This window comes from Aphanothece hegewaldii CCALA 016 (assembly GCF_003007785.1).
Taxonomy (GTDB): domain Bacteria; phylum Cyanobacteriota; class Cyanobacteriia; order Cyanobacteriales; family Microcystaceae; genus Chroococcus; species Chroococcus hegewaldii.
On the sequence record NZ_PXOH01000003.1, the window covers coordinates 110523 to 123354 of the forward strand.

10 protein-coding genes and 1 tRNA gene are annotated in these 12832 nt (G+C 37.9%); 2 read left to right on the plus strand and 9 right to left on the minus strand.

What is annotated here, in order from left to right; translation table 11 throughout:
* Positions 1-49: 49 nt before the first annotated feature.
* On the minus strand, positions 50-559 hold the full coding sequence (locus C7H19_RS03850; protein WP_245927279.1) for a crossover junction endodeoxyribonuclease RuvC: 510 nt from the start codon (positions 557-559) through the stop codon (positions 50-52).
* Positions 560-618: 59 nt separating this feature from the next.
* On the opposite strand from C7H19_RS03850, the gene C7H19_RS03855 reads away from it, so the two are divergent.
* Positions 619-690 (plus strand) — tRNA-Gln (locus C7H19_RS03855).
* Between the two features lie 44 nt (positions 691-734).
* Here C7H19_RS03855 and C7H19_RS03860 read toward each other — a convergent pair.
* The 8 genes from C7H19_RS03860 to rfbC form a co-directional block, all read right to left on the minus strand.
* Positions 735-1703 (minus strand): transposase, encoded by a 969-nt coding sequence (locus C7H19_RS03860; protein ID WP_106455573.1) that lies wholly within the window; start codon positions 1701-1703, stop codon positions 735-737.
* Between the two features lie 245 nt (positions 1704-1948).
* The gene (locus C7H19_RS03865; protein WP_245927282.1) at positions 1949-2584 is read right to left on the minus strand and encodes a TetR/AcrR family transcriptional regulator; all 636 of its coding nucleotides are present in this window, start codon (positions 2582-2584) and stop codon (positions 1949-1951) included.
* Positions 2585-2660: 76 nt separating this feature from the next.
* Positions 2661-4070: an SLBB domain-containing protein gene (locus C7H19_RS03870; protein ID WP_106455575.1), complete on the minus strand. Its 1410-nt coding sequence runs from the start codon at positions 4068-4070 to the stop codon at positions 2661-2663.
* 53 nt (positions 4071-4123) lie between these two features.
* Positions 4124-5056 carry a beta-1,6-N-acetylglucosaminyltransferase gene (locus tag C7H19_RS03875; RefSeq protein WP_106455576.1) on the minus strand — a complete coding sequence of 311 codons (933 nt, stop codon included), beginning with the start codon at positions 5054-5056 and terminating at the stop codon, positions 4124-4126.
* Positions 5057-5365: 309 nt separating this feature from the next.
* Positions 5366-6607, minus strand: coding sequence for a polysaccharide biosynthesis protein (locus C7H19_RS03880; protein WP_219907575.1), 1242 nt, complete (start codon positions 6605-6607; stop codon positions 5366-5368).
* Between the two features lie 376 nt (positions 6608-6983).
* Positions 6984-9224, minus strand: a complete 2241-nt coding sequence (locus C7H19_RS03885; protein WP_106455578.1) for a VPS10 domain-containing protein — start codon at positions 9222-9224, stop codon at positions 6984-6986.
* Positions 9225-9273: 49 nt separating this feature from the next.
* Positions 9274-10650, minus strand: coding sequence for an NAD(P)H-dependent oxidoreductase (locus C7H19_RS03890; protein ID WP_106455579.1), 1377 nt, complete (start codon positions 10648-10650; stop codon positions 9274-9276).
* Between the two features lie 2 nt (positions 10651-10652).
* The gene (gene rfbC / locus C7H19_RS03895) at positions 10653-11198 is read right to left on the minus strand and encodes a dTDP-4-dehydrorhamnose 3,5-epimerase (protein ID WP_106455580.1); all 546 of its coding nucleotides are present in this window, start codon (positions 11196-11198) and stop codon (positions 10653-10655) included.
* Between the two features lie 528 nt (positions 11199-11726).
* Between rfbC and C7H19_RS03900 the strand changes: the two genes are divergently transcribed.
* Entirely contained in the window at positions 11727-12806 is a 1080-nt protein-coding gene (locus tag C7H19_RS03900) for a heparin lyase I family protein (RefSeq protein WP_106455581.1), read from the plus strand.
* Positions 12807-12832: the final 26 nt, after the last annotated feature.

A 12832-nucleotide genomic window follows, 5' to 3' on the forward strand; every position in this document is an offset into this window, starting at 1 on the left:
ATGGTAAGGTTTAATTGAATTAGAGGTGGGCTTAAAGCGTCCACCTTTTTTAGTGAATTTCGTTTCTCACCCCAGATAAACCCGCATAAGCAATAGCGATCGCATCCACACTATCATTAATTGGAAGTTTTTCTAAATCAAAAAGACGCTTCACCATTTCCCCTACTTCCTGTTTATTAGCTCGTCCATTCCCCAAATGACACTTCCAGCTAGATTGATGTAAAAAAATGGGTTCTATATTGATTTCGCGGTAACTTACTAAACTCACGATCCCCAATGCTTGTATCACCCCACCTGCTGCCTTAATCTCTCGGCTAAAAAACGGCATTTCTACTGCAATACCATCGGGTTGAAACTCACGTACCAGACAAATTAAATCCTTTTCAATCTCCACTAACCTTCTAGCGGTTGATAAATCCTTTGGGGTTTCGATTGTGCCATAATCAACTAAACAAGGTGAGTTTGACCCAAGATCTTGTAAAATAGCCCATCCGAGAATTGCTAAACCTGGATCAATGCCCAACCATGTTTTGTAGTTTGTTGCGTTTGAAATATTCAATGAAAAAAGACTTGACAACTATTGGGTAATAACTGCTATTATAGATGAGGCGTGAACGTTGGGGCGTCGCCAAGCGGTAAGGCAGCGGGTTTTGGTCTCGCCATCCCTAGGTTCGAATCCTAGCGCCCCAGTTAAATTGACAAATCAAACTTAGAGCAGTGCGATCGTCTTTTATTTATGATGAAAATTTTTGCTGACTAAGCTTTTTAGAGTGTAATTGATTTCCCTTGTCTTGAAGAACTTTAAAAGCAATTAAAGGAAAATCTCTAACCTGATCGATAATTAAATTCCAAAGATAACCATATTGAGGAAACTGACGCAGCAACAAAATTTCAGCAAAGACATATAGCCGAAGAAAACCTCTTTTAGCATCTGGGGAATTGTCTTCAATTCTAATTTGTTCAGGGAAAGGTAGAAGATATCCAATAATTTTATCTTTTTCAAAAAATTTCCCTTGGATAAAAAGCCCCAAAAGCCGATCTAACGACCAAAATGGAATATATTTTAATGGACCACCTAAATTCAGTAATGGTAAAATGTCTTTGAGAGTTTCTTGTACAATTTCAGTTTGCCATACTCTTTTATCAAAATTTTCTGAATGTGTGCCGTGATGATCGATTCTGCCTCTTAAAATGGACTTAAAATCAAAAGAATTATCTAAAGGAACAATAGGAACCTCTAATAAATATTCATTAGTACTATATAATTTTGTATTTTCTTGAGATTTTCCACAAATTTTTAACTCATTAATAGGAACAGGATTTGACCAAGGAGCATCTAAACTCATTTTATCATCGTATTCAAATCCTTTTCGACTTAATCGCATCATCCAACAATCAGGAAAACGCGCAAAATATTGTAAAGCAAGATCCACAATATCAGGTGTAATATATTCGTCACAATTTATACTTAAAAGATAAGTCCCAGAAACATTGATAAGACCAGTAATTCTTTGAATAATTTCTCCTCTTAGGGGGCTATTAATTTGCCTAAATCGCGGATCTTCTATATTTGGTTTATTGAATCCAGGCGGATGAACTAAAATAATCTCAACATCGCCCTTAACTTGTAGTAATTTGTTTAACCAATGCTCAGAAAAACCCTCTCGTGTCGGAATAATAATCGATAAAATTGGTTTGGCCATATCAAGTAAGGATCATGATTTTAACGAGCTATTGTAGCCTAATCAAGCTATCCTTCGCAATTATTTAGATTTGCGGCTGTTCAGTCAAGAAGATAAAAACTAAAACCAATTTTATTGAATCATGAGATAAATCTCAGTCTACCAAAAATTAATACTTTCCAGTTTATTGTTAGTTTTTAAACTGAAAAATATTCTTGACAAAACTTTAAAAAAAGGGTAAAATAGATGAGGTTTTGGTGCAAAAACTAGACATTATTATTATTAAGTTTTAAGCCGATAAAAACCTGCAAAGAACGACGTACATATGTTTCCCAAGAATCCGATGAAGGTGGAACAATAAGCGGATAAAGCATAATTCCACTCATCGCATCGAAGACTAAAAAAGGATCTAAATTTTCTGCTATTTCGTCTCTAGCTTTGGCTCTTTCGATGACGATCGCAAAAGCTTCTCGTCGTGGTTCGAGATATTTAGTCCAATAGATTCGGGCAAACTCAGGATGACTAGAGCGATTACTGATAATCATCGCAATAATCTGTCGCCATAAAGGATTAATAGTGATTTGTAAAGCATTTTGAATAAATGCTTCAAGATCACCCCTAAGAGAGCCAGTATCAGGAATAATGATCTCTTCTTTAATGTTTTCTATGGCATCAGCGACTAATTCTTCTTTGTTCGTATAACGTCGGTAAATAGTTGTTTTTCCGACTTTAGCACGGGCGGCGATCGCATCCATACTGATCCCATCAAATCCCACTTCCGAGAGAAGATCTAGAGTCGCTTGTAACATTGCTTGATGAGATTTTATACTTCGGGGTCTTCCGGGTGATCTTTTAGTCAAATCTTTCATCCACACTACGTTACAGCTATATTGTTTTTTCATTTTATTAACAAACGCTCGTTACATTACACCCTTGTTAAATCCCAAGATTAAGGCTTGAACGATCAAGCCTTGATACTTAGAAGCCAAAAAATCTGAAGATTGAAAAGAAGGAGCCGATCGGTTTTAAGATAGTTTGTAAGCCATCACTTGCGGCGGTTTGTCGAGAACGTTCAACAACAATCACATCTTCATTTCGCAAAACTGGATTATTTGCGTCACTGATATCTTTTGATAAATCGATCCGAATCTTTTGTTTAATTACCGTACCATCAGGATTGAGGCGAATTAAATCAACTGTTTGGTGATCGGCTCGTTCCATATCAAAGCCGCCCGCCGCTAAAATTGCATTATTAAGAGGAGTATTTGGCGGAACATCGAGCGCTCCTGGTTTTTTAACTTCACCGATCACATTTACTCGAATGGTTTTGGGCGCGAAACTAGCCGCCGAGAGCGTACCAACCTCGGATGTCTCAAGTTTTTCAGCTTTGGGAATAATGATAGTATCCCCTTTCTGCAAAACCACATCTTTATTAGTATCACCAGACTGTAAAAGTTCCCATAAATTAACACTAATCACTTGCTGAGTACCCGTTCGAGTTAAACGACGTACTTCCACATTGCGAATATCGGCGAGGGGTTTAATTCCTCCTGCTTGGGTAATTGCCTCACTGAGTCTGGGTAATTCGGGGCGAGCGTTTTCTGTATCTCGTCTCGCTTCTATTTTATGAGTTCCAGGGCGATAAACTTCACCAACAACAGCCACATTAAGAGAATCAACAGGTTGTATCCCAAAATTAGCACTCGCTAACATTGGGGTTTCCGTCACATCAATTTGGTCAACGGTAGGTACATAAATACTATCACCATCTTGTAGGGTTAAATCTTCTTCTTGATTGCCTTGTTGAATAAAATCCCATAAATTGGCCGTTAATACCTGGTTTTTGCCGCTAATGACTCGCCGTATTTGGACTTGACGAACATCGGCTGTTGTGGTAACGCCTCCCGCTAATTCCATGAGATCACTGACGGATGGATACTGCAAATCTTCTTTTAGAGCAACTTCGTAAGAACCAGGGCGATCGATCTCTCCAGAAATAGCAATTTTTAAAGGACGTGGCTTACTGAGAATGACGGTAACAACAGGAACTTTTAAATATTCAGCATATTTACGGGAGATTAAATTCGTCGTTTGTGCTATGGTTAATCCTTTGACTTTAGTATTACCAATGAGTGGTAAAGTGACGGTTCCATCGGCGACAACCGAATATTCACCACTATAGTCTTTAGCTTGAAAAATATCAATCCGAAGGCGATCGCCCGAACCTAATGTATATTCACTAGGATCTAAAACCCGTTTGACTTCCTCTACAGGTTGAGAAACAGCACTAACGGTTTGTTGAGCAAAAGCGGGCAACGGTAAGGTTAATGATAACAAAAGTAAAGAAGTTGAAAACCATTGAGCAGCAAAAGTATTTTGAGTAATCATGTTTATGGTACCCCATTAAAATTTATACTTGTTTTTAGTTTGAAATATCTGATTTATTTTGTAGGAACTGTCAAGATTTTTTGGTCGATTAAATCAAAAATTTCTGGATCTTGCTCTAGTGCAAACTTTCTGGCAAAAAAGTAATTTTGCTGCACAAGACGAGATAAATCTTTTGCTTGGATATTTGCAGCAAAGCCTCGTAAATTTTTTGGAAAATCTACATATTGTAGTGTATTATCTGCTACCTTAAATTTTCCGCTATTAACTAATACGGTAGCGATCATCGACTCTTCAGGAGCTAGTGTTCTTTGATAGTATTTCAATAATTTTGGATGAGTTTTTATGAAATTTCTAAAATAGATGACACACTCTTTAGAAAGAGTAAACCAATAATAACCACTATAAGCAATAAAATCATCATTAAAAGGAGTAGACCAAGCTTTGATACCAAGCATACTAAAAAAGCTTTGCACCCGCAAAAAAGGAATAAATTTCTCTATTTTTGAGAGTTGATTGAGGAATGGTTTACACCAATAAGGCAGACTAATATATTGACTGGTATAGCGTTTAATCGAATCTTGTCTTTTATTTATAGGATTTTTATAGTCTCTTGCATCGTAGTAATTTAAAAAGCAATCATCTTGAGTTTTTTTGAGAAAATCTTCAAATTTATAAACTGGCTGAATTGGATAATCTTGACCCGATAAACTAATTAACCAATCAAACTCTATCTGATGCTCAAATATATAATCAATAGTCTGGAGACAAATATCTAAGATTGAAGAATCTCCGCGTCTGGCGGGTTTATTTCTTCTAATAATATAGATATTAGTGAAATCGGTTAAAACATTTTGCTCAAGATAGGAACTACTAAAGTCATGACTAATAATAATGTGACAGTCAGGGCTACTTTTTTTGATTGTTGTCACTAATCTAATAACTTGTTCGGGGTTTTTGTGGCTTTGGATAAAATAGCAAACTTTCATAGACTTAAGAAATTTATGCTAATTGTTTAAAATCGTGGTTGATGGTAGAAAATAACGTCAGTTCGGATTAAGCAAAGGTCGGGTTTTGCCCACTCTATCTAAAAAGAGGATTTCTTGGGCTAATGGCAATAAGCACTTAATCACTCTTCGACATTGCTTTGAGAAGGCGTTTAAACTAAACATAGGATGAGGGTGCTGAGTATTCCCAATATCCTGCATTTTGATCGTCTTATCTCGAACTGACGTTAAATACGAATGATTTAGAACAGCGATCGCCGATAGCAATAGTATCGGTAATTTGAGTTTAAATCATGAGGCTAGTTGTTTTATTGAGTTTTGATAGTACACGTTCGGCACCGCTAGTCTTTGATCAGTCCTTTTTTGCTTCAGGGCTTGATTTAGACCTTCAAACAATAGCTGAAGTACATCTTGGTGGGAATTGAGCGCAATTTTTGAGGACTTGACTTTAGGATCAGTTCCCCAGTAGATAATTTTCTGCAAAACTTCAGGAGAAGTTTGAGCAAAGATAGAGCGAGTAATATCTTTAATTGCGGTTGTCAGAGCTTCCTTAATTTGAACCTCTGTTAAACGGTTCCAACACATATCCTCTAAAATTGATAGATGCTGTGCCAGCAGATCTAACGAAAAAGGTGGTAGGGAACAAATCATTAAATCTCCAGACTCATCGATTTCCTTTGTTAGACTTTCAATTACGTTGAGCAGAAGATGAAATTCGTGAGGGCAACTCCAGTCTACCTGCCCTCGGAAGAAGGTTTCTTCATATCCAGGTACAACCCCTTGAAAGTAAACGGGAAGTTTCTTACCCGACTGAGAAATCTTATATAAAGCAACCTCCAGAGTTTCGATCGGCCATCCTAAATTTCTACACACCAATATCTTGAGCCGATCCTCTTGGGCGAAAACTAGAGCATTCAACAATAAATGCAGAGCCTCAGAGATATTCTGACCTAGTATATAGCGATCGGGTGCGTGGACATTAACGAGCCGGTTTTCTTTAATTCTGTCATCATACTGCTGGCAGAAGTAGCTATTGTCTATTAAATGGGTAAAACGTACCAAGCTGTAGGTTACTTTTCCTTCGGCTGTAGCACGGGCAAACAGCCACTCTGCCATTTTTTTGGTAGCTGCGTAAACTTCTGCTGTGAAATATCGAGAGGCTTTGCCTGTTGAAGAAAAAACGCATTGGCTTACACCGTACTCTTCACACAGGCGAATTATGTTGTAGGTACCAAATATGTTGGTAGTAACCGTTTCGCGTACTTGAATCTCAGCTAGGCCGGGTAGCCGTTGGGCGGCGACATGAAAGACAATCTCTGGCTTCTCAGACTCGAAAATACATTCCATCCCTTTAGCGTTGCGAATATCGACAGCATACCGAGCAACTAGCTTGTCATCATCGATGAGTTGAGTATGAGAAATATTGGCACACCGAGCTTTATCTACGGAGATAACCCGTCTCGCTCCTAAAGAAATTAGCTTTTGTACCAGATTACTACCAACGCAGCCTTCTCCGCCTGTAACTAGCACCACTTTATTTTGCAGCTTGGCTTTAATGCTCGATTCGTACAGGTGAATTGTTCGGCTACGGACTTCGGCGAACGGGTCTTCCTGTAGTAATCCCTCTTTCCTGTTAATTTTGATTAACTCTTCGGTAAGTTGCTGTAAAAGTGAAAAAATTTCGCTATCTTGCGGCTCAGGTAAATAGGGTGGAGCGATTTGCAGGAATGATTGGAGCAGATTAAATTTATCTTTTTGATCAAGCATAATAACAAAAGTAGCAGTGTGTGTGATTTATAAAAATAGTCATCAGTAATCACTTAAAAAAACTTTCATCCCTATAACTGATTACTGGTAACTGATGACTGATAACTGTAGGGTACAGATTGTGAATTACATCATTGATTCATTAAGGCAAAACGACTTTATGTGATGATTTTGGTAGTCGTATTTTTCTAGTTAGCTTGAACAATCTCCAAAGGAAATAACTAAAAAGTGCGATCAACAGAGTGAAAACGATTTTACGCTCAATGGCATTGGTAATGATGAAATACAGAATACTCAACCAATTATAGTTTTTATAATCAATTTGAAGAGGTTGCCATGTCAAGCCACCATCAGTCGATTTAGTTAACTCCCTGTCGGTTGCTCCATAAATTGTTTGATCAACAGAATAAGACCGAGAAAATTTAATTGAACCATGTAAGGTTTTATTAATTCTGCTAAATGTTTGTCCATCATCCATCGTTTTAAACAAACCTTGTCCTTTCAGATTGAGCAAAAAAGTTCGATCATTTTGATAATTGGGTGAGATAATAATATTTTCGACATTACTATCTTTTTTATAAGCTTCATTATCTAGCTGCTCCCAAGTTTCTCCAAGATCACGAGAGATAAAAAGACCGAGAGATGTACCAGCAAATATCGTTTTATCATTTTTATAGTTGGGGGAAATTGCTAGTTTTATAATAGCTTTGCGTAGAGCATAATTGTTATGCAATGAATGCCAATTTTTTCCGCCATCAACAGATTGCTTGATTCCTCCTGAAAAACCTACTAAATAGAGGGTTTGATCGACTGCAAAATTAGGAGATATCGCTATAGAAATTCCTTGAATCGCTTCTTCTCCTTGATCTCCAATCGCTGTAAAGTTTTCTCCACCATCAGTTGAGCGCAGAATTTTTCCTTGATGAGTCACTAAATAAATAGTTTGATCATTTTTAAAATTGGGAGATATTGCCATATAAGAATCTGCTTTTAATGATTCTGGCACCCAATATTTATTCCAGTGCTTCCCTCCATCAGTTGTTTTTAAAAGGCATCCCCAACTACTGGCGAAGAGAGTTTTATCAAAACGATAATTTGGCGAAAAATCAAAGGATATAATATTAGTGAGAAGATGTTGTTTAAGGAGACGATCTAGCTGTATTCCATGATCAATACTTTGCCAAGTTTTGCCTTGATTATGACTAATATATGGTGAGTTATGTAAAGTCGATACAGCCAAGGTTTTATCATTTTTGTAGTTAGGAGATATGGCGATTTTATGTATATTTTTCGACCGATCTAGTGCAATATTCGTATCTTGCCAATTTTTACCGCCATTTATTGATTTAAATAATCCATCAAATCCAGCTACGAAAATAGTACCATCTTTGCTAAAATCAGGAGACATAGAAATAACTGGAAAGTGAGGACTTAGCCAAGTCATAGCTTGCGCGACTTTTTTTAGACCTTGGTTCAATTTTTGCCAACTCGTGCCGCCATCATTAGATTGAAATAAGCCATCTTCCCAAGCGGAAACAATGAGAGTTTTATCTTGTTTATAATTAGGAGATATTGCCAGATCAGCAATATTAAGATTGGTGAGACCCTGATTGATTGAAGTAAAAGTTTTTCCTTCATCAATGGTTTTAAATATTCCTTCTTTTTTCGTTCCAATAAAAAAAGTATGATCGGATGTGAAATTAGGAGAAATCTTAATATCGCTAATCATTCCACTATTTTTGAAGTGAGCTAATGGTTGCCAATTTTCTCCTAAATTTTTAGACAGATAAAGTTGACCTTGACTATCTCCTATAAGAATTTGATTTTCTAGATGAGGAAAATAAGCACTCGCTGTTATTTTTTGATTATTCCCAATGATTGAAGACCAACTTTTCCCCTCATTTTTGGTTTGATATAGTCCTTGTTCTTTCCCGATAGCTAAAACAAAATCAGAAGAATTTGGAGAAACCAAAACTTTTTTAATATTTAAGTTTTCTAAACCTTGAGTAACTTTGTCCCATGTTTCTCCACTATTTTTAGAGCGATAAACTCCATCGCCAAAAGAGGATAAAAATAAGTTTTCAGGCGACTGAGCAGAAATCGCCAAGGAAGATAAATTATACTGATTATCTAATCCTTCTTCAATTCTTTTCCAGCTACGCCCCCTATCTTCTGACTTAAATAAATTACCCCATGAATTAAGACCAATTTCGACTATATGATAAACGGTTTTATCCTGAGCATAATTGGGGGATACTTTGGTATCAATCACAACATCATGGGGAATATGTGCAAATGCAGCATTTACATTAAAAAAGAAAAAAGTTAAGAGTGATAGTCCTAAAAAAACCATCACTCTTAATCTTGACGATATTCCATTCATTTGTTTTATGCAACTTTTAAGAAAGGATATTGATGAACACAATTGATTCTTAAATTTCTGGTTGGGCAAAAGTCGGCATTTTACTAGGTCGGTAAGCGATCGCAGAATCAGTTCTAGGAGATTTCCACGTAATCATCTGAGTGAAGAAATAGGCATTTTGTTCAGCCCGCAAACGATCGCAGAGTCGGCCTTGGGGAATTTCCACATCATCGTAAGTCAGGACTTGATCTCTGGCGATATCACGTTTAAGACGACATCCTTCAGCTAAACCCATTGGTAAGAGGTTTTGCGTTTGAACGATCTCCGCTTTTTCGCATTGACCGTAAGTCATGTAATAACCGATACCATCTAAAACATCACCTGCTTTAAGATTAATTTTGGCAGTAGCCACTACATCTACTTTCGGCTCGGCGATGGGAGACATGACGGCATCCCGACAAAGAACCGCCCGCGCAACCGAGAGAGGGACTTCAAAATGGCACAGATGATAGGGGGTGTAAAAACTATAGAGAGGTCCCTCACCTAATTTATAGAGATTTAGGTAATGACGTTGTTTAGGATCGTCATGAGTGGCAAAAACAAAGACACCGGGACCTGGTTGAGAACCGACGACATAATCAACAATGCCCCCCAATTCTTTAAGCTGGTCAACATTATACATTGAGGTCATTTCATCCACATGACCTGAGTGGGTATAGCCATACATTCCCCGTTGTGCTACGGTCATTCCAGTGGCATTAGCGACGATCGCCTGTTCAAAAGAAATCTTTGTCCCATCAGCAAAACTCGTGACCATGTGGGCTTTTTGACCCCAACGTTTAGCGAAACTTTCTTGAGTGGTTGGGTTACGATAGGGATCTTGGAGTCCTTTGATGTTGCCGCAGAGTAGGGGCGTGAGACCGATACTTTTGACGAAGCGATAGAGATTCATTTCTACGCCTGGTTGATCTCCGTCACAAGCACTGAGGATAATTCCTGCACGATCGGCATAAACTTTAAGAATACAGCCGACTGTTCCATCGAGTTCAGCATTCATCAAGATGATGTGTTTGCGGTGTGCGATCGCGTTCATGGCCACATGAGCCGAAAACTCAATCGATCCTGTTACTTCGATTAATGCCTCAATATTATCAGCTTGACACAATAGCATTGCATCTTCGGTGACTGTGTATTGGTCAGATGCGATCGCTGATTCTAGAGCGGTTAGGGTATTAACGACTTTAATGTCTTCGACACCCGCTTCGTTATAAGCTTGTTTAGCTCCTTCAAGATTTCGATTTGAGATGGCGACCAATTTCATACCCGGAACTGAGTTAATGATTTGATTCGCAATGCCTCGCCCCATAAACCCTGCTCCAATCATGCCGACTCTGATGGGTTTGCCCACTTCGGCACGGACTTTGAGCATTTTGTCGATAATAATCATGATTAAACTCCTACTGTAATTTTTTGTAATAAGGGCCAAGTGGCATCTTTCGCACTAATTTTACTGACGCTCAAAGGCCATTTAATGCCTAAGAGTGGGTCATCATACCGTAAACCTCTTTCACATCCGGGGGTGTAAAATTCACCGACTTGGTAGATCACCTCAGCTTCATCGGTTAATGTTTGATAACCATGAGCAAACATTTCTGGAACATAAAGCGATCGTCGATTTTCGGCTGTGAGCATTACCCCGATATGTTGGAGAAAAGTGAAAGATTCTGGACGCATATCGACAATGACATCGTAAATTGCACCTTGAGTACAACGAATTAATTTTGTTTCCGTTGCGGGTAGGGTTTGATAGTGCATTCCTCGAAGGGTTCCTTTTTGGTAGTTGAAAGATAGATTGCATTGAGCGACTACCGGCTTTAAACCATGAGTTTCTAATTCATTCGCACAAAAAGTACGAGCAAAGAAACCGCGTTCATCTTGCCGAGGTTCTAAGTCGATGATGTATGCTCCTTTGAGTTTTGTTTCGCTAAATTTCATAATTTCTTTCCGTTTAAATTGGGGGATAACGTTATTAGTTAGAACAAAAAATCAGCTTTTCAATCTAATTTATGGGCTTAAAAGGCGCAGGATTCGATTAGAAAGATCAGCACATAAGCCAAATTTATTAATTAAATATTTTTGATACATATTATTTAATATATTAAAATTTATTTGATTTTACGACAATTTTGTGTATGTTTTTTTTGCAAAATATATCTACTTCAATATTTAACTTTCTGGTGTTAATTTCAACTCAATACAAACATTGAGTTAAGAATGACTACAAAAACAGTAAGGAGCCGAAAAACCTACTCTAATTTGGCTTCAGTTTTGATTTGAGCCATTTTATCTTAGGAATTGAGTGAGCTACATTGTCCACGTAAGTAACTATTAATTTTTACTTAAGTAGATTCTCGGATAAGTCTAAAGGAGCTATTAATAACTTAGTTGATTTCCTCATAGCTGTCTTACGGTCTTACTTCTTATCTTGGGTAAATACGGATACACATTTCAAGGAAAAATTAAATGATCAGTAGTCCGCAAAAGAATCCTCTTACTATTCACTTTTGTAATAGTTTGCTGTCCAAATTAGCTATTAGTATTGTTGCCTTACCGCTTACCTTAGTCAGTACACCATCAGAAGCCGCCATTATTAAGCAATACGACTTTGAGAGTGGAAATTATAATGGAGTCAACCGACAATATCAAGATAAAACCTGTAGCAAAAGTAGTGACTATATCGACAACAGCCTGTTTGATATCGTAGATTCACCAGGGGGAAGAAGTGGCAAAGCCGTCAGACATAATATTGAAAATTGTGATGAACGTAGCGAATTCGTCGTGCCAATCGGAACCTTAAAAGCGGGTGAAGAATATTGGATTGGCTGGAGTATGCTTTTGCCGACCAACCATAACACACCAGGACGCGAATCTTACACCATCACTCAACAAATGAGTTTTCAGAATACTTGTTGGGTAAATGCTAATGGACCCAACTGTAATAATCTGCTTAAATTGCTTGATGGTTCGATTGTCCCCTTAAAGGGCGCACCGATTAATGCCCTTAGACCCAGTGTTGATGGAACCAGTCTTGAGTATCACCTTTTTAATTATCTAAGCACCGACTCACAAGGGCGACATCTTTTCGAGCTAAAAATCTTTACCATGCCAGCTATGGTTAATAAGTGGCAAGATTTTGTCATGTATCTCGACTTATCGAGTGACCCCAATGAAGCCAGATTTAAACTGTGGAAGAATGACAAGCTTTATATTAATGAAGCTGTACGGTTGCTGCCACCTGGTGTAGGAAATTTGGGAGATTGGAAATACGGTGCTTACAATGGTGAACCTGGCAATGGTGAACGAACTCTTTATACCGATGAGCTTCGGGTTGGCGATAGTGCATCCACTTATTTAGATGTTGTTAATCCTGTCAGAAGAAGTAAATTAATTGGATTACAACAAAATCCAAGTTCTGCCGATTTCCAATTATTAGCAGCCGAAGAATCCTCTATTGATGCTGCTTCAGTTCCAGAACCGAGTATGTTGGCCGGTTTATTAACCATTGTTGGGGCTGCTTTGAGTTTGAAGTTAAAGCGTAACTAGACAGTTGTCTAGATGCAGTTAGTCTT

Coding starts and splice junctions, on each gene's coding strand:
- C7H19_RS03860 (WP_106455573.1), bottom strand. CDS start 1,703: ATGGCCAAACCAATTTTATCGATTATTATTCCGACACGAGAGGGTTTT.
- C7H19_RS03865 (WP_245927282.1), bottom strand. CDS start 2,584: ATGAAAAAACAATATAGCTGTAACGTAGTGTGGATGAAAGATTTGACT.
- C7H19_RS03870 (WP_106455575.1), bottom strand. CDS start 4,070: ATGATTACTCAAAATACTTTTGCTGCTCAATGGTTTTCAACTTCTTTA.
- C7H19_RS03875 (WP_106455576.1), bottom strand. CDS start 5,056: ATGAAAGTTTGCTATTTTATCCAAAGCCACAAAAACCCCGAACAAGTT.
- C7H19_RS03885 (WP_106455578.1), bottom strand. CDS start 9,224: ATGAATGGAATATCGTCAAGATTAAGAGTGATGGTTTTTTTAGGACTA.
- C7H19_RS03890 (WP_106455579.1), bottom strand. CDS start 10,650: ATGATTATTATCGACAAAATGCTCAAAGTCCGTGCCGAAGTGGGCAAA.
- rfbC (WP_106455580.1), bottom strand. CDS start 11,198: ATGAAATTTAGCGAAACAAAACTCAAAGGAGCATACATCATCGACTTA.
- C7H19_RS03900 (WP_106455581.1), top strand. CDS start 11,727: ATGATCAGTAGTCCGCAAAAGAATCCTCTTACTATTCACTTTTGTAAT.